Annotated in this window: 21 protein-coding genes, 1 tRNA gene and 1 pseudogene; 15 read left to right on the forward strand and 8 right to left on the reverse strand. The window is 46.1% G+C overall.

Annotated features, from left to right (window positions below):
* Positions 1 to 210 precede the first annotated feature (210 nt).
* From JCM11216_RS02715 to JCM11216_RS15580, 5 genes are all read left to right on the forward strand, one after another.
* Complete coding sequence (locus JCM11216_RS02715; RefSeq protein ID WP_054853224.1) at positions 211 to 528, forward strand: hypothetical protein; 318 nt, start codon at positions 211 to 213, stop codon at positions 526 to 528.
* Positions 529 to 560: 32 nt separating this feature from the next.
* A complete protein-coding gene (locus JCM11216_RS02720; protein ID WP_054853225.1) occupies positions 561 to 746 on the forward strand; it encodes a hypothetical protein in 186 nt (61 codons plus the stop codon).
* A gap of 167 nt (positions 747 to 913) precedes the next feature.
* Complete coding sequence (locus tag JCM11216_RS15570) at positions 914 to 1,120, forward strand: hypothetical protein (protein WP_243674943.1); 207 nt, start codon at positions 914 to 916, stop codon at positions 1,118 to 1,120.
* A gap of 20 nt (positions 1,121 to 1,140) precedes the next feature.
* A complete protein-coding gene (locus JCM11216_RS15575) occupies positions 1,141 to 1,284 on the forward strand; it encodes a hypothetical protein (protein WP_243674944.1) in 144 nt (47 codons plus the stop codon).
* On the forward strand, positions 1,245 to 1,730 hold the full coding sequence (locus JCM11216_RS15580) for a hypothetical protein (protein ID WP_243674945.1): 486 nt from the start codon (positions 1,245 to 1,247) through the stop codon (positions 1,728 to 1,730). Before JCM11216_RS15575 ends, JCM11216_RS15580 begins: the two co-directional genes overlap by 40 nt.
* Before the next feature lie 32 nt (positions 1,731 to 1,762).
* Here the strand turns inward: JCM11216_RS15580 and JCM11216_RS02730 are convergent, their stop codons facing one another.
* Positions 1,763 to 2,455 carry an endonuclease NucS gene (locus JCM11216_RS02730; RefSeq protein WP_054853226.1) on the reverse strand — a complete coding sequence of 231 codons (693 nt, stop codon included), beginning with the start codon at positions 2,453 to 2,455 and terminating at the stop codon, positions 1,763 to 1,765.
* A 262-nt stretch (positions 2,456 to 2,717) separates the two neighbouring features.
* Between JCM11216_RS02730 and JCM11216_RS02735 the strand changes: the two genes are divergently transcribed.
* From JCM11216_RS02735 to JCM11216_RS15585, 3 genes are all read left to right on the forward strand, one after another.
* Positions 2,718 to 3,005: a hypothetical protein gene (locus JCM11216_RS02735; protein ID WP_243674946.1), complete on the forward strand. Its 288-nt coding sequence runs from the start codon at positions 2,718 to 2,720 to the stop codon at positions 3,003 to 3,005.
* Between the two features lie 45 nt (positions 3,006 to 3,050).
* Positions 3,051 to 3,974, forward strand: a complete 924-nt coding sequence (locus JCM11216_RS02740) for a hypothetical protein (protein ID WP_054853228.1) — start codon at positions 3,051 to 3,053, stop codon at positions 3,972 to 3,974.
* Between the two features lie 296 nt (positions 3,975 to 4,270).
* Positions 4,271 to 4,417, forward strand: a complete 147-nt coding sequence (locus JCM11216_RS15585; protein WP_243674947.1) for a hypothetical protein — start codon at positions 4,271 to 4,273, stop codon at positions 4,415 to 4,417.
* A 154-nt stretch (positions 4,418 to 4,571) separates the two neighbouring features.
* On the opposite strand, the gene JCM11216_RS02745 is transcribed toward JCM11216_RS15585, so the two are convergent.
* Positions 4,572 to 4,802, reverse strand: coding sequence for a hypothetical protein (locus JCM11216_RS02745; RefSeq protein WP_243674948.1), 231 nt, complete (start codon positions 4,800 to 4,802; stop codon positions 4,572 to 4,574).
* Positions 4,803 to 4,838: 36 nt separating this feature from the next.
* Between JCM11216_RS02745 and JCM11216_RS02750 the strand changes: the two genes are divergently transcribed.
* Entirely contained in the window at positions 4,839 to 5,222 is a 384-nt protein-coding gene (locus JCM11216_RS02750) for a hypothetical protein (protein ID WP_054853230.1), read from the forward strand.
* Here the strand turns inward: JCM11216_RS02750 and JCM11216_RS02755 are convergent.
* The 5 genes from JCM11216_RS02755 to JCM11216_RS02775 all read right to left on the reverse strand — a co-directional run bounded on the left by JCM11216_RS02755 (position 5,175) and on the right by JCM11216_RS02775 (position 9,185).
* Positions 5,175 to 5,645, reverse strand: a complete 471-nt coding sequence (locus JCM11216_RS02755; protein WP_054853231.1) for a hypothetical protein — start codon at positions 5,643 to 5,645, stop codon at positions 5,175 to 5,177. The two genes, JCM11216_RS02750 and JCM11216_RS02755, sit on opposite strands and share 48 nt — an antisense overlap.
* Before the next feature lie 105 nt (positions 5,646 to 5,750).
* Positions 5,751 to 5,829: transfer RNA gene (locus JCM11216_RS02760), tRNA-Trp, on the reverse strand.
* 114 nt (positions 5,830 to 5,943) lie between these two features.
* Complete coding sequence (locus JCM11216_RS02765; protein ID WP_243674949.1) at positions 5,944 to 6,825, reverse strand: alpha/beta hydrolase; 882 nt, start codon at positions 6,823 to 6,825, stop codon at positions 5,944 to 5,946.
* A 72-nt stretch (positions 6,826 to 6,897) separates the two neighbouring features.
* Positions 6,898 to 7,182 (reverse strand): ferrous iron transport protein A, encoded by a 285-nt coding sequence (locus JCM11216_RS02770; RefSeq protein ID WP_054853286.1) that lies wholly within the window; start codon positions 7,180 to 7,182, stop codon positions 6,898 to 6,900.
* Between the two features lie 5 nt (positions 7,183 to 7,187).
* Positions 7,188 to 9,185, reverse strand: coding sequence for a ferrous iron transporter B (locus JCM11216_RS02775; protein ID WP_243674950.1), 1,998 nt, complete (start codon positions 9,183 to 9,185; stop codon positions 7,188 to 7,190).
* 111 nt (positions 9,186 to 9,296) lie between these two features.
* On the opposite strand from JCM11216_RS02775, the gene JCM11216_RS02780 reads away from it, so the two are divergent.
* The 6 genes and pseudogenes from JCM11216_RS02780 to JCM11216_RS02800 all read left to right on the forward strand — a co-directional run bounded on the left by JCM11216_RS02780 (position 9,297) and on the right by JCM11216_RS02800 (position 14,907).
* Complete coding sequence (locus JCM11216_RS02780; RefSeq protein ID WP_054853232.1) at positions 9,297 to 10,076, forward strand: hypothetical protein; 780 nt, start codon at positions 9,297 to 9,299, stop codon at positions 10,074 to 10,076.
* Between the two features lie 42 nt (positions 10,077 to 10,118).
* Positions 10,119 to 11,171 carry a porphobilinogen synthase gene (hemB, locus tag JCM11216_RS02785; protein WP_243674951.1) on the forward strand — a complete coding sequence of 351 codons (1,053 nt, stop codon included), beginning with the start codon at positions 10,119 to 10,121 and terminating at the stop codon, positions 11,169 to 11,171.
* A gap of 94 nt (positions 11,172 to 11,265) precedes the next feature.
* Positions 11,266 to 12,482, forward strand: a pseudogene (locus tag JCM11216_RS02790) (PLP-dependent aminotransferase family protein).
* Between the two features lie 98 nt (positions 12,483 to 12,580).
* A complete protein-coding gene (locus JCM11216_RS02795; RefSeq protein ID WP_243674952.1) occupies positions 12,581 to 13,909 on the forward strand; it encodes a DUF87 domain-containing protein in 1,329 nt (442 codons plus the stop codon).
* Positions 13,879 to 14,130 (forward strand): hypothetical protein, encoded by a 252-nt coding sequence (locus tag JCM11216_RS15590; RefSeq protein ID WP_243674953.1) that lies wholly within the window; start codon positions 13,879 to 13,881, stop codon positions 14,128 to 14,130. Before JCM11216_RS02795 ends, JCM11216_RS15590 begins: the two co-directional genes overlap by 31 nt.
* Positions 14,131 to 14,163: 33 nt before the next feature.
* Positions 14,164 to 14,907: a hypothetical protein gene (locus JCM11216_RS02800; RefSeq protein WP_054853233.1), complete on the forward strand. Its 744-nt coding sequence runs from the start codon at positions 14,164 to 14,166 to the stop codon at positions 14,905 to 14,907.
* Here the strand turns inward: JCM11216_RS02800 and JCM11216_RS02805 are convergent.
* Positions 14,902 to 15,867, reverse strand: coding sequence for an Mrp/NBP35 family ATP-binding protein (locus JCM11216_RS02805; RefSeq protein ID WP_054853234.1), 966 nt, complete (start codon positions 15,865 to 15,867; stop codon positions 14,902 to 14,904). The two genes, JCM11216_RS02800 and JCM11216_RS02805, sit on opposite strands and share 6 nt — an antisense overlap.
* Positions 15,868 to 15,896 lie beyond the last annotated feature (29 nt).

A 15,896-nucleotide genomic window follows, 5' to 3' on the forward strand; every position in this document is an offset into this window, starting at 1 on the left:
CCCAAGTGCAAAGTGCAAACTTGAAAATTTTATGGCACTAGACCAGACCCAAGGAGTTGAGAATAAATGTCTCGATGAATTACCAAACTTCCTCAACAAATTCATCTACAACATCAGGGGGGGTACCAGTTTTATCATTTTAAACTACCCCAAGTGAGGAACCTCTAGCCCCGCTTCGCCGGGGGGGCTTTACTATGGGGGGGTGGCTCCATGGGTAGGGAGGCGTTGGTAGTGCTCCTTAGGAGCCTTGTTGTGGAGTACCTTGGGAGGAGCCCGTGGGTTGTTATTACTTCCAGGCGTATTACTAGGTTTCTTGTCAAGTATGGGTTTAGGCATGGTCGTTGGGAGTACATTATTATTGAGGGTGCCTTGAGGTGCCTTGCTGGTAGGGTTGGTGGTGTTGATTATACCCGCAGGAGTGCTGGTAGGGTAGGTTCGTTATTGCCCTGCCAGCTAGTGTTATTGGTATGGATGGCTTGTTCCTCGAGTGTGTTGATTACGCCCTCTCGAGGGTGCCCGAGGGCGTGAGGGCTAATTACCTAGGGCCCTCCTAGGGCCTTGTGGAGGGCTTGTACAGGCTTGTCAATGAGTTCGTGAGGTACGTCATTAACGAGCCTAGGTTTAGGGTTAATATTAAGCGTGGGGGGGACTCGATGATTAAGTTCAGCACTAGGGACTTCCTTGAGTGGCTTGGGTCTAGGGGGGCTTTATCATTGGTAATAATGATGTTCATAGTATTACACTGAGGTTCAGTAAGTACCTTCCCGAGTCCTCGAGGTCAATGGGTACAGGCTAGCCCATAAGAGGCGGTACTGGAATGGCCACAATTCATACACCTGGTACTACATAATGCGGGATACTAATTAACCCCCCCAAATCCCCAACCAATCGTGCCCCCTTATAATCCACTTTGATGGGGGCCTGCGAGCCCAAAAACCCAGGTGGCGTTGGGACCTACGGCTTCCTAATCCTTGACGAGAAGGGCAATACGATACATGAGGGTTATGGGATTGCCTGCGAGCCAGGCCCAGGCTGTACGAATAATATTGCCGAGTACACGGGCCTAGTCAAGGCCCTGGAGTGGCTTGTGGGTAATGGCTACAGTGCTCTAGGATTATAATACGCGGTGACTCCCAACTCGTGATTAGGCAATTACTGGGCGAGTACGGTGTTTACTCTAGCCGATTAAAGCTCCTCTACGAGAGGGCTCTTGAGCTATTAGGCAATTTCAATGCTGAACTCGAGTGGGTTCCAAGGGAGGAGAATGCGAGGCTGATGAGTTGAGTAAGAGGGCTTACATTGAGTACCTTGACAGGCACCCCCCCGAGCTCGTTAATGCCCTCAAGCCCTACCTAGCCACAGAGAGGCAGGTTAGGCTTCTTAAAAGGCTTGGGGTTGAGCCTCGTAGGTACTTGAGTAAGGCGGAGGCTAGTAGGTTGATTAGTAGGTTGTTGGGGGAGTCGTTAGGTGCCCCCCCGCCCCCCCTGGCGGGGCATTGGTTAGGTGATACTAATGTTAAAGGCATTGAGTTCCCTAAGGAGCTTGATTGCCTCACCTGCATTACCGAATTCCGTAATCACCTCGATTATCGAGCCCTTGGTAAGCACCACGAGGCCTCTCTCGGGCATGTATATGATGGATTCATCCTCATCAAGGTACACGTCATGATTGTTATTAATCAACGCCTTGAGAGGCTCAGGGCTTACTACCTCTGCCTTAATCCTCAATAGTGGCATGAATCGGCTTGGCAAGAGGCTCCTAATTAGCTCGGGGGGGGAGCCTCCTCAACAAGCTTGAAGCCGTATTTTCGAGCAAGCTCCCTGGCTCCAGAGGTAAAACAGGGAGCCACTAGCAAGCCCTTGGCCTTTAGGGCTTCTGTATACCTCTTCAATTGGCTTATAGCCTGTAGGTCAGCACACTGGCGCTTGACCTCAATAACCCACTTGGCACCATCTGGGGGGGTTGTGGCTATAATATCGGCAATCCCAAAGCCCGGCACCTCGTACTCAATGCCGATGACCCTACCACCTGGCAGGTACTTTCCAATATTATTGGCGATATAGAGCTTCAAGTCATCATGAGTACCCCTCAACTCGAACCTGCCCTCGCTTGGTAATCCCCCCCAGCAAGCCCACTCAACCTCGTAAATCCTAATCCTAACCATTTCCCTTGGCCTCCTCCTGATTGCCACGAGCTCAAGCCCCCCCTGCTGGCTTTGCAGGATTGTTACCCTGGAGCCAGGTGGTTGCCAATTGAGCGGTTGGTAGCCCTCGCTCGTGTGTATTAGTAATGAGCCATCGGGCTTGATTATTATTAATCGCCAAGCCCTATTAGCCCTTGATGATGCCCTACCATCATAGTAAACCTCACAGTCAGCGTATAGGACGATGACTGCCCTATTTAATTGGCTTTGCCAATCAGCACCACAGGGCATGCCCCCCCTGGCTGGCTCCACGCCTAATTAGGGCGTTAGCTGTGGGATTCGTCGCGACCCATTGTTCCTTTTACCCCCCCCTCTTGGGGGCTTCCATAGTGTCATGCCCCCCCGAGCTAGTTATAAGTCCTTTCATTACTAATTTCCAGTAGTACACCGTAATTATAATGCCCAGGGTCTTGATTACCGGAAGCTTGAAAGAGAGGACTGAAAGTCCATAAAAAGGAAATACATGATACATTTTTATACCCCCCCGCTTTATTATATAAAAAGAAAGATGGATATGGCTGAAACCAAGATAAAGCCCATTAAGCTTCCGAGGGGAGTTATTGCGTATACTTATGGCTCCGCGGTTGCCAGGATGTACGAATTCTTGAAGTACGCGCTCTTGAATAATAGGAGGAAAGAAGTCGAGGAATGCGTGAGGATTATCGAGTCTTGGAAGAATAGTGATAATCCAGAGGAGAGGAAGGCCTACGGATTGTTCATGTGGGGGGGTCCATATAAAGAACTCTATAAGAAAGCTAAGAAATACCTAGAGGAATCCTCTGGACTTGAGCTAAGTGTATAAAGTAGCATGGTTAAATAATTATACACATACATATAAGGTGATGTTATGGCCTCTAGGCTTGGGAGTTGCATACCCATTGTTGAACGCATTCAACGCTTTATTAGGGTTAGAACCCGTGAATTCCTTGAGGAACTCATTCTAACGTTCACATGCGATAAAGTCGCTAATTACGTATGCTTCGAGAGAGTACGTAATAATGCAGGCACTTACCTTGCTAAGTTAAACGGCGACTACGTATTGATTGAGAGGGTTATAGGTCCAAGTAATGAGATCCTAAGCGTACTACCCAGTGATTTCGTCCAGAATGTACTAGGGCTCAGCCCAGGCAGTAATTATATATGCATAGCCATGCATGTTGATGCAAATGAGTATTATACGGTTAGGTTTCATTTACGTAGACCCATTGAGCCCATACCCATGCATGCGTTTACCCAAGCATTAAGGAGGATGGTAGCTTCATTACGGCCGCATCTTGCTTACATGATTATTGATACGATAACCACGCTCAACGCACCGTCAAATGCGCAGAAGCAGTACGTGTGGGTGTTGCTTGATGAGGAACACATGGATTTTAGGAAAGAGGACATGGAGATGGAATTGAATGGAATGAAAATGTTTAGTAGTTCTGTAATAAGTAAACTTGAAATCTTGGATTTTTCGCCAAAGAGCCTTGCATTCTCATTTGAAATAAACCCTAATACTGGGCCCATAACCTATAGCTACTATATTATACTTAGTTCATTTCATAGGCCATTCTCTTGGGCTTATTACATCACCGGTATTGGCGTCACTGCATTGGCACTATTCCTAGTAATCATGGGCCTCCTAAAGCCGATGGAGGCATACATGAATTACCTAATCGCAACCGCACCAATACTAACAACGCTCATATTGCTAATACTCAGTAGTTACCTAATCCTGCCTAAGGATGTACCTTCAACACCAAGCTCATTGCGTTTCTGGTCCTAACCGACACGTTATTAATAATTGTATTGACATTACTCGTTATAGTTAAGATACTATACCCTACCATTATTAAATTGGCGTGGCATTTTATAAATATTCTTCTTGGCGCTGAGGGCAATAAATAATGTGATGCAAAGGATGGATTAAAACCGATAAAAAGCGAAACCGCTAGAATCCTGCCTAAGTCCCTAATTACCGTTTTCGTGTCTACCTTAGAATTCAATGGGTATGTATCGAAGAAGCCCCCTTAACTTCAAGGGCTTTACAGGCCTGGTGTGGTTAGGTTCCTAGCCTAATTAGTGAGGCTTGTAATGGGGGGGCTTGTGATTTGGCTCTGGTACTTTGACCCGCATCCAGAGGACTTAGAGCTAATGACTAGGTTACTTGTGTACCTACTTGGTACTGTGGATACCCTAGTCATTGCCAGGCACGGCTCCCAAGCCTAATCACCTACAGGGCTAGGGCATTCGGGGGGGACTTGGTCTTCATCCACAAAGCCCCCCAGTGGATGGGATTAGCGAATTCATTAGGGACTTGAGGAGCAAGGGCTTGAGATTCGGTAGGATTGTACTCGTGAAAGCCCCCCCGGCATTGCCGGGGCTAAACGGCTAGTGCAATTACTACAGTCATTATTAATAGTACAGTCGCTAGAGTGATGTGTCTCCCAGTCATGAGGCTTATCAACCACACGGCTAGCATTATCACTGTAAGTGTGGTTAGTATTATTGAGAAGCCCGGAGCCATTGAGGATGCAATGGCAGTTGTGATTAGTAGGGCTATGTAGGATAGTACCAAGCCCCCCCAATTCGGCACGGGCTTTTTAATCGGCAAGGCCCTAATTAGATTGGCTTAACCCCCCCCGTAATCGTGAGCATTGGAGTCAAGTACCTAGAGCCCGAGGATGGCTTCCTAGTCATAATGAGGAACACTGTAGACATCCACAATGAGGATGACGTGATTAATATGAGGATTGAACAATTAAACTGCCCCTATGGCTTGCTAAGTGATTCCGAGACAGTAGTCAATGAGCTGGTGGACATTGTGAATGCCGAGGGCATTATTATAGCCTACCGCCTCAGGAAGCCAGCCATAGACCCACTCAAGCTGGGCTTGAGCCACAGGGATTATGAAGCTCACTTCACGAGACCAGTCCTGGTCTGGGTTGGGCACGAGGGCGATAAGCCAATAAGGCTTGGCAAGCTACTAAGGGGCTTCCTGGGCTTTAGGAAGCACGCCTGTTTTCTCGCTTAAGCCCTTCAAACGCTTTGCCTTTATGAACTCGTTTATTTCCTCTTTACTGACTCCATACATGCCCTGCATTGCCATTAGGTAGTCACTCAGGTACTCCTTGACAAGGCTTAGTAGGAACTCCCTAAGTGCTGGGTCTACCCTGGCAGTGGCGACTACACGCACAACGTCATCGAATGATGCCCTCCTCTCTGGGACTATACCCTTAAGCAGTAGTGCCAGCTCCTGGTCATCGAGGAACCTAAGGGCTTGACAAAGCAAGCCATCACCAACCCTAACCTCACTCCTCCTGACCTTCCCAATGTACGAAGAATCAACGCCGAGGTCACGGGGCTTAACACTCTTATTATTAATTAGGTATAGGATTATTTCCCTTCGTTGCTTGGGATTGACCTGGTCAATGTCGGTGAGCTGACAATCAACCATTGACTAGTCAGTGAGTGGCAGGCACGTATTTAAGCCTTCCGCGAATGAATTACATGAAGATCGGGAATGATTCGGTTACGAAGTATTTAGGGTTGAACAAGGAATTGGTGGGCCCGGTGGGATTTGAACCCACGACCTACGGGTCTGGAGCCCGCCGCTCTGGGCCTTGCTGAGCTACGGGCCCGGTTAGTATATTCATTGTTTGTTTTTAAGTTTTTTGCGGTGTTTGCCCATGGGGTATGGGCTGTTTAATACTTGTTGTAGAATGCCTGTTTCAGTGTTGATCCTATTAGTCCGATTACTGCCCTGGCGTGTGGTATTGGGAATCCATAAATCCGTGGGTTACTCCGTTGAATCTCACGGTTACTGTCGGCACACCTGCCTCGGCGAGTTTCGCCGCGTATGTTTCTGCGGAGTCTCTCAGTGGGTCGTACTCAGAGGTTATTACTAGGGCTGGTGGTAGGTTGCTTAGGTTGTCCACGAGTATTGGTGAGAACCTTGGGTCGAATGCATCGGCGGGGGGGCTCCTTAGGTAGGCCCTGTTGAAGAATGCCATGGCCTCGCGCTCGAGGAATAAGCCTGCGGAGTATTCTCTAATTGTGTATGATGCCAGGTCAACCCCTACGAATGGGTTTATTAGGACTTGGTACTTTAGGGTTGGTCTTAGTCCCTGGTCCCTAGCCATTATTGCCACTACGGCGGCTAGGTTACCACCGGCACTATCGCCGCCAATCGCCACCTTCTCAGGGTCTCCATTGATTTCCCTGGCGTGCTCAAGGGCCCACTTGGTTGAGTCGAAGGCGTCAATTACGGCTGCGGGGAATTTATGCTCAGGAGCTAATCTGTAATCCACGGAAACTACTACGCAGTCACAGGCAACGGCCAACTCCCTGCATAGTGGGTCGTAGGTCTCCACGTCACCTATCACGAAGCCGCCACCATGGAAGTAAACAAGTACGCCGAAGTCGCTGCCCTCCCTAGGCACGTAGACCCTGGCGGGTATCTTCGTCTCACTACCTGGTATTGTTACGTCATAGGCCCTGTAAATGGGTCTCCTTGGTTGTGATGTGAAGAATGCCCTGAACATCTTCCTGAACTCGTCAAGTGGTATCTTCGTCATTTGCGGCATTACCTTGTTTAGTTCCTCGAGGATCTTCCTAACCGATGGGTCCAGAGGCATATTTGCTAGTTCAGGTTGAGGCTCTAAAGTATTTGCTCTATATAGATATTGAATTAGATATAAAAGCAAAAATCAAGGCCTCCAGCCTCGCCTCCACCTGTGTCTATGCCTAGCGGGTTCTGGCGCCGATATAATGGTTACAAACGTATTAGACGCTGTATCGGCATCAAGCACGATTACGGAACCATCCTCCCTCTGAACAAGAACTGGACCGCAGGGCATGCTTATTAGCACTTTAACGATTGAACCACTCATTAGGCCAAGGTCAATTAACCTATCACTGCCAGGCCTAACAATTCTCACCATTGAGTTGTTTGGTGCTTTATTTATTGGTATGCCTTCACTGCCAGCGTACATGTAAATCACCTTAACGTAATCATTAACGCAATATAGTACGTCACGTATGCTAATCCCAATGCTATTAGGAATTGAAGAATGGTATTAACCACCGTAAGTCTTAAGCCAACAACCTGCCTCTCCGTAATGAGTGTGGCAATGCATGGTGAGTAGAAGGTCGTGAAAACTATCAGGGCTATGGCTGATGGTAGCGAAATAAATGATTTTATGGCATATATCAGCCCACCCTCCTCAACACCGTAGAGTAGAGCCAACGTGCTTAACACAACCTCCTTAAATATATATCCGTAGACTAACGCTGCAGAGAATTGCCAGGGTATACCAATGGGGCTTAGTAATGGTGCCATGGCATTACCTATTACGCCAAGCCACGTCTGTTTAAGAAGTGCAGGGCTACCAAGGGCTTTGGGGCCTATTACGCCACTTGGTCCGCTTATTGATAGGAACCACATTATTACTACGAAAATCACTATTAACGTCCCAGCCCTAGATAAAAATTCATAGGTGTAATGCCAGACCTTCTTAATGAACGCTTTGTGCAATGGCAATATTAATGGAGGTAATGTGTAGGAGTACGGCACACTTCTACCTATGAATCTTAAACGTACCTTTGAGAAACTCGATATGATAATCACGCCAATCAGCGCTACGGCATAGGGTAATACCACAACGAGACCCATTAATTGCGGCATTACGGCAGCAGCTATTAATGATATTATCACAAACCTTGCCGTACATGGTATGTAGGGTATCATTAAGGCGGTGAGTACTCTATCCCTGGCGCTTGGCATTGCCTTTGTGGCGGTTATAGCCGGTACATTGCATCCAGAGCCAGCAATCAGGTAAATAAGCCTCTCGAGGGTATACCAATGCGTCTTAGCCACCTTTCTATTGGAAATGATATCCTCACAATCAACCCAGAATCCTCTATGAACGCTATTAGGAGGGCAACCCCCAAAGACGTAGGGTATAAAGTCTATTAATGTGGCAATTCCACTCCATATCCCATCTACGATTAATGATTTAATTAACTCATTAGTTACGTAACTCGCAACGATACTATCTATCGGTAATGAATCAAGGAACATTGATAGCAGGTCCACCAGAGGTTCTAGGGCTAGGAATATGGTCTCAGCCAATGCAAATAGTAATAGGATAGAGATAATAGGGCCGTATTTCGGGTTCAGGAATAATTCATCGTATTTGCTAATCAAGGGCTTTCTACCCTTTGAAACGAACTTATTAATTAAAGATCTCACAGCGTTCCATCGCATGGCCGCAACATAACTACTTACGTCTCCAACCTCTTTACGAGCATTCTCAATAATTTGCCTAACATAGTCGTTATTTAGTAGGTTACCCATTAGCTCTCTCGTAACTGGGTTATCACTAAGTGTCTCTATCGCGAATCCCCCCCGCGATACCCCCAAAGCATTGGCTAAATCCTCTATGTATTTCTCGAGCTTATCGTAATTAACCACACGTACATTACCCTGCCCTACATCGCGTATTTTGATAATCATATTCTTCAAAACATCTAATCCAGAGCCCCTGACGGCTATTGTAGGTAATACAGGTATTCCCAGGGCCTTACTTAACCCCTCAATATCATATCGAAAGCCACTCCTTGATGCTAAATCCATCATATTAAGGACAAGGATTACAGGCTTACCTAGCTCCATGACTTGAATAAGTAGGTAAAGGGTTTGCTCAGGATCAAGTGCCGACCCAACCACTACTATACCATCATAATCACCCCCCCGTAGTATCTCCCTAGCAGCCACGGCCTCATCAACCATGCCGGCCCTAAGGCTGTAGGTGCCTGGTAGGTCTATGATTGATACCTTAATACCATCAATGCTGTATTCCACTTTATTTATTGAGACCGTGGTGCCTGGGTAATTAGCCGTATTAATAGTGACACCACTAAGTTCACTAAATATGGTGGACTTACCACAATTTGGTACACCAGCAATGAGAACTTTAATGACGTCGTTTCGCATTTACTTATCGAGTACCCACAATGATAAACCACTTAAAAACTATTCTTTAGGCTGAATTAGGGTTACCCTAACAGAAAGGTTTATAGTTTCCATTAGGGCAGACCTAATGATATGCAGAGAACCATTTTCTCAAGTAAGTCATCGAAGATATGGCTTTTAGCAGGCATTATATCGGTGGCTATAATCATCGCTATAATGTCAATGCCTGAAATACTTGAACCCCCCCTTGCTAAGTACATAGTTAGGTCCATGGGGGGGCCCTACTGGCTACTTGCCGTGCTCATTGTTGGCGTGATACATGGCTTAAAGCCTGATGAGCATACCTGGCCTATCACCGTGTCTTACGGCCTAATGCAGAGGAATGTGAGGGGTGTTATCACCGCTGTTTCCGTGTTCGCCAGCGCCCTAACCCTGGTGTGGACCTTAATGAGCGCCTTGGTTGGCGAGTTAATGGGTTTACTTAATACCTCGGTTCTCGACCCGTATGTCGACATAATCGTTGGGTTAACCATGATTGGGGGGGTCGCCGCATACCTAGTGTTTGGGAAGCATGGGGGGGATCACCATGATGTTAAGACCGCGGATTACAGGCTCATATGGATCCACGGCTTAGCCGCGGCATTCGGCGGCGACTTCTTCATTGTTCTAATACTGACCATAGCCATTGTCCCCATGATTACGGCCGGGCTATCATTCCTCGTTGGCTTCATGTTTGGTTTCGGTTCCTGGCTTGCCCAGACCATCATAGTACTAGCTATTTACAAAGGCATTGTTAAGAGCGTTGGTGATTGGGGGGGCGTCGTGGCTGAGGCTGGTAGGATTGCCCTTGGCATATTGGGCTTATTCATGATCGGTCTTGGCGTTTACTCATTTTTCACTCCCAGCGGTTAGGGAAAGCACTATTTTTAAACTGGTACTTGGCGCCCCAATGCTGTGGTTGCTACTGAAAGTATTAGGTTGAGGAGTTACTTATTTAATTACCCCGTTAATAGGCCCAGGAGACTTAGGTCAAACGTCCTCATCAGGAATATGGTTGCTGAGACAATGCTTAGGCCTGATGACTTCATAATGCCCATATTCGTTAGGGAGGACATCAACGAACCAGAACCAATTAAGTCACTGCCTGGGCAGTACAGGTGGCCCCTCAATGATAAGTTAATTAACTTCGTTGATCAGTTAGTCAGTTCTGGCATTAGGTCTATTATTTTATTCGGCATACCTGAGCATAAGGACGAGTGGGGTAGTTCGGCGTACGATGAGCATGGCGTGATACAGAGGACCATTAGATTCCTTAAGGACTCCTTCGAGGATAAACTCGTCGTAATGGCCGACGTATGCCTCTGCGAGTACACGGACCATGGCCACTGCGGCATTGTTAAGAAGTTGCCAGATGGTAGGTACATAGTTGATAATGACTCAACAATAGAGCTCTACGCGAAGACCGCCGTGACATATGCGGAGTCTGGTGTCGATGTTGTTGCGCCGTCCGGCATGATGGATGGGCAGGTTAAGGCCATTAGGGAGGCCCTTGATAGGGCTGGCTTTAGTGACGTCGTCATAATGGCCTATAGCGCCAAGTACGCGAGCTCGTTCTACGGCCCATTCAGGGAGGCTGCAGCCAGTGCGCCTAAGTTCGGTGATAGGCGTAGTTACCAAATGGACCCGAGGAATGCGCATGAGGCCCTTAAGGAGGTCGCCATGGACATTAATGAGGGCGCTGACATAGTAATGGTTAAGCCAGCAACGCTTTACCTAGACGTTATTAGGCTCGTGAAGCAGAACTTCCCGGAGATACCGCTCGCCGCTTATCAGGTTAGTGGTGAGTATGCCATGCTTAAGGCAGCGATAATGAATGGTTGGCTTGATGAGAGGAAGGCCGTTCTTGAGTCATTAATCGCCATTAGGAGGGCTGGAGCAGATTTAATAATTACGTACTTTGCGAAGGACGCTGTTAATTATCTTGATGAAATTGAGAGACTCTTCTAATCAATGTCTTGGTCTAAAAATAAGTATTTATTCAATATACTTATTTTTATTCTAGAGAAAGCAATATAAATCCCTCTAACCACACCATGGCAGTATGAATATCAATGAATTTCTATCGGATAGGTCAAAGCTCATGAAGGCTTCTGAGATTAGGGAGTTACTGAAGTGGGTTACCGAGAATGTTATCTCCTTTGGTGGTGGGATGCCAGATCCATCTTCATTTCCGGCCAAGGAGATAATGGAAATCACGAAAGACGTACTCACTACAAAGGCCGAGAAGGCCCTTCAATACGGAACCACTGGCGGTGTTTTGGAATTGAAGGAGGAATTAACGAAGTTCATGGGTAAGGTGGGGATTAAGGTTAATGGCCCCCCCGAGAACATAATAATCACGGTCGGTAGTCAGGAGGCCCTTGACATAGTTGGCAGGTTATTCATTAACCCTGGTGATTACGTAATAACCGAGAGCCCCACATACCTAGCAGCCCTCCAGGCCTTTAGGATATACGGTCCAAGGATAATTGGTGTGCCAATGGATGAATACGGCATTAAGGTTGATGCCCTTGAAGGCACAATTAAGAAGGTAATTGAGGATGGCGGCAAACTTAAGTTCATATACGTGGTGCCCACGGGGGGGCAGAACCCAACGGGTATCACAATGAGTATGGAAAGGAGGAAGGCACTGCTCGAGATAGCCAGTAGGTATGACTTATTGATAATTGAGGATGACCCATACGGCTACATATACTTCGGTGATGAGGAGCCACCAGCTAGGCTTAAAGCCATGGATAGTGAGGGCAGGGTTATTTACCTATCCACATTCAGTAAGATAGCGGCACCTGGCTTAGGCTTGGTTGGGTTGCGGCTAGTGATGAGGTTATTAAGTGGTTTGAGCTTGCCAAGCAGTCCATTGACCTGCACACATCAACTCTCAACCAGTACATTGCCGCTGAGTTATTGAGGAGGGGCGTCATCGAGAGGAATATACCGAGGATTAAGGAAATCTATAGGTCAAAGAGGGACCTAATGCTTCAGGCGTTGAGTGAGTATATGCCTGAGGGCGTTACCTGGACCAAGCCATCGGCCGGCATGTTCATTTGGTTAACAACGCCCGAGAAAATAGACACGGGAGAGATGCTTGGCGCGGCTATTAAGAGGTATGGTGTTGCGTATGTACCTGGTAAGTCATTCTATCCAAATGAGGATAGGCACAACGACATGAGGCTTAACTTCACATATCCGACACCGCAGCAGATACTTGAGGGTATCAGGAGGCTGGCACTGGTCATTAGGGAGTATCTATCTCAATAGTTTCAGTTTTTCTTAGTATTTTCTTATCGGTTTCACGATAGGTCTATTGCAATTATGTTCATGAATCCTTATAAATTACTAAGTAGTTTACTAATGTAATGCAAAGAAGTGATAATAACTCAATTAATAGATCGGAAATTAATAAACTAGGCGATGTGATAGGAATCGTTGAAAAAAGCATTAATGAAAGCAATAAATTAATACTAACTGTTAGTTCAAGACTTAGTTATAACGACTTGGTTAATAAGTTCTTCATAGGTTCATACATCATAATAGTAAATCCTTCAACAAGTAACGAAATCCTCCTCAGGATTAATAAGGTTGAACCAATCATAAATCCACCACCATCAATAAGAGGCGCGAACCCGACATATATTAAGGTAATTGGTGACCCAGTAATCTCACGGATCAAGGAGGGTGGGACCTTCCGTTTTGTATCGCTGTCAGTAATACCTATTATTGGTAGCTTGGTTGTTTATCCTTACATTGATGCAATTAAGGAGTTCCTTGGATTGATGGGTAATCTATTATTTGGTAGGGCATTGATTAATGGGTATGAAGTACCAATAATGCTCAATGAGGAGGCGCTTAATAAGGGCTTATTAATAATGGGACAGCCAGGTTGTGGTAAGTCCCTCTTTATTAAGAAATTAATTAAGGAGCTGTACTCAGCAAGCCACTATGAAAATATTATAGTATTTGATAGAACAGGTGAGTACACAAAGGATCTAGTTGAGAAGGGAATTGATGCCTCAGTATTGATTCCACTGGATGTGATGAAATTGGGTAGGCCAATAGATATTGATGAGTTGAAGAATTACGTGGTTGATAAGTTACGCATGCTAGGTTTTCGTAAAAGGAGGGTTAAAATTTCAATAATCAAGTCAAGAAGTGACGGCATCATATTTAATGTTGCTTTTCAAGATGGAGGCGTTGGTAAGTTAAGTATTATACCATTATCAATTCGGTTTAGGTGGTTTATAGAAAGGGCAATTAATTATTTAGACCCGGAGGTTAGGTATGTTGTTGTAACGTTAATGATATCAAACGATAAGGCACTTAATACTGTACAGAGCTTCATTAGCGCCATTAAGGATCCTGAGCTAATTAATGCAATAGGAAGAGGCCCTATAAATAAGGCCATTGACCTTGCATACTCATTAAGGGATTCGGGATTCTTTGACGCCATTGTTAATGTTGGTAAGGAGGATGTGGAACTTTCTGTTTTTAGCCCAATGAGGGCCCTAAAGAGTAGGGTAGTGGTTATTGATCTTCACGAACTTCCCAGCTCGTTAATTGGCATATATGAAGTAATCCTCATAGAGGACATTATTAAGTGGTTCATGAGTTCAAGAGATAATAAGGTTGTCGTGGTTGTGGACAATGCCGAAGGCTTATGGGCAATAAGGACCTACTGGATGCGCTGATTAATAGTGTTAGGATTGGTAGATCCCACGGCATACACTTCATAGTGGCCACTAGGTTATTTTCACGGAAATTATATATGGAGTTTGGTAATCTCATGATAATGAGAATGAATAGCTCAATAAAACTTAGTTGTCCCGATAGCCTAAACCTCCTCAATAATGAGTTCGTTCTAGTATCTCCACTGCTGAATATTAATTGTATAAAGGGCTCAATAGCGTAATTCTTAATTAACGGTTATAGCCCTTTAAAATATATGGTAACTATAATAGCCGAGTTACCGCCATTAAGAAGAATTGACAACACAAGTAATTACTTAGGCATGATAAGTAGTGTTGCTGATTATGTAACGCATGTAGACATCCCTGATTCCACATTTGCAACCCCATCAGCGAATGCAGTACTCATAGGCGCATTGATCAGACATAGTTATGGTAATGTCGAAGTTATAGCTAACATTAGAGTAGCCGATCACAATAAGGTTGGGCTTACGGCATTAATAATGGGCGGTCTAGCGAATGGCGTTAGGAACTACCTATTGATGAGGGGCGATCTTGGGCCTGGCGTTACGGCAGTCCCTGATTTAACACCAATAAGTGCCATTAATTACCTAAGGAGTATTGAACAAGTCGGTGGTGCTAGGTTCGGCATCTCCATATCTAACTTTGATGAAAGTTACATAAGGGAAAGGTTGGGTGTAAAACCCGACTTTGCGATGTTACAGTACACATTATCAATGGATGATCTAATGAGGGCCCTTAAGGTGAGTAGGGAGTTCAATGTTGATGTTTACCCAGCATTACTAATAATAACAAGTAAATCAGCAAAGGTGATAGGCAGAATACTCAATACCGAAGTCCCGGTAAAGCCAGACCCAATAGGCGATGCCGCTAGGAGAGCCCGTGAATTACTGCAATACTTCCCTGGTGTTTATCTGTCAGCACCTGGTGATTTTGATGCAATAGTGGAAACAGCCAAGGCCCTAAGGCAGTATTTATGATTCATCCTGTTCCTCATTTTCCTCCTCGCCAGGTAACTTAAGTAATGACCTTACCTGCTTCTTAGCGGTGGTTTCGACCTTAGCCTCTAGCTTGTCCTTATACATGGCTATTATTGTATCCACGATACTCAGTATCGCCCTAGCCGTATCCGACGTGGAGTACTTCATTAGGAAGGGCTCGCCAAGGTCATTGGACTCCCCCCCAATCCTTGGGTCAAGAGGTATCATGCCGAGGTACGGCACACCGTACTTATCAGCCATCTCCTTACCAATCAGCTTCCCAAAGATGTAGTACGTCTTCCCGGACTCAGGGCAGTAGAAGCAGCACATGTTCTCAACGACGCCAGTTACTGGTATCTTAACCTTCCTCGAGAAATCAATGGCCTTCTGCACGATCCTCTTCGAAACATCGCTTGGCGCAGTCACTATTATGCTACCGGTCATCTCGTTAGCGAGGGCCTGGGCTATCGTTAATGGGGGGGCATCGCCGGTACCCGGCGGTAAATCAATGAACAAGGCATCCAACTCGCCCCAGCGCACATTACCTAGGAAGTCCTTAATCGCCCTGTCAACCAATGGGCCCCTCCAAATAACGGCCGTATCGTCAGTGGGCAGTAGGAAGTCCATGGAGACCACCTTTATGCCGAATGGGCCCTCGGCAGGTATTATCTTCTCATCCTCACTAAGGTAAAGATTAGCACCAACCAAGCCAAGCAACTTAGGTATTGTCGGGCCATACACATCAGCATCAAGTATACCAACCCTATAACCCCTCATTGCGAAGCCCAGCGCCAGGCTTGCCGTGACGAAACTCTTACCAACACCGCCCTTACCACTCATTATTGCGAATTTAGTCTTAATTGTCTTCATTGTCTGGGCTATCTCGCCTGTGTCTAATGGCCCTGCCTTCTGCACAGAGACCCTGATCTTACCCCCGCCTTGGCTACCTTGTGATGACATGCGTATTACAACTACACTTGATGTATTTA

Source organism: Vulcanisaeta distributa JCM 11216 (assembly GCF_001315985.1).
GTDB classification, from domain to species: Archaea; Thermoproteota; Thermoprotei; order Thermoproteales; family Thermocladiaceae; genus Vulcanisaeta; species Vulcanisaeta distributa_E.

Excerpts from the sequence above, each read along its gene's own strand:
- JCM11216_RS02715 (WP_054853224.1), top strand. The coding sequence starts at position 211 with ATGGGTAGGGAGGCGTTGGTAGTGCTCCTTAGGAGCCTTGTTGTGGAG.
- JCM11216_RS15570 (WP_243674943.1), top strand. The coding sequence starts at position 914 with ATGGGGGCCTGCGAGCCCAAAAACCCAGGTGGCGTTGGGACCTACGGC.
- JCM11216_RS02735 (WP_243674946.1), top strand. The coding sequence starts at position 2,718 with ATGGCTGAAACCAAGATAAAGCCCATTAAGCTTCCGAGGGGAGTTATT.
- JCM11216_RS02740 (WP_054853228.1), top strand. The coding sequence starts at position 3,051 with ATGGCCTCTAGGCTTGGGAGTTGCATACCCATTGTTGAACGCATTCAA.
- JCM11216_RS02755 (WP_054853231.1), bottom strand. The coding sequence starts at position 5,645 with ATGGTTGATTGTCAGCTCACCGACATTGACCAGGTCAATCCCAAGCAA.
- JCM11216_RS02765 (WP_243674949.1), bottom strand. The coding sequence starts at position 6,825 with ATGCCTCTGGACCCATCGGTTAGGAAGATCCTCGAGGAACTAAACAAG.
- JCM11216_RS02770 (WP_054853286.1), bottom strand. The coding sequence starts at position 7,182 with ATGTACGCTGGCAGTGAAGGCATACCAATAAATAAAGCACCAAACAAC.
- JCM11216_RS02775 (WP_243674950.1), bottom strand. The coding sequence starts at position 9,185 with ATGCGAAACGACGTCATTAAAGTTCTCATTGCTGGTGTACCAAATTGT.
- JCM11216_RS02780 (WP_054853232.1), top strand. The coding sequence starts at position 9,297 with ATGCAGAGAACCATTTTCTCAAGTAAGTCATCGAAGATATGGCTTTTA.
- JCM11216_RS02795 (WP_243674952.1), top strand. The coding sequence starts at position 12,581 with ATGCAAAGAAGTGATAATAACTCAATTAATAGATCGGAAATTAATAAA.
- JCM11216_RS15590 (WP_243674953.1), top strand. The coding sequence starts at position 13,879 with ATGGGCAATAAGGACCTACTGGATGCGCTGATTAATAGTGTTAGGATT.
- JCM11216_RS02800 (WP_054853233.1), top strand. The coding sequence starts at position 14,164 with ATGGTAACTATAATAGCCGAGTTACCGCCATTAAGAAGAATTGACAAC.
- JCM11216_RS02805 (WP_054853234.1), bottom strand. The coding sequence starts at position 15,867 with ATGTCATCACAAGGTAGCCAAGGCGGGGGTAAGATCAGGGTCTCTGTG.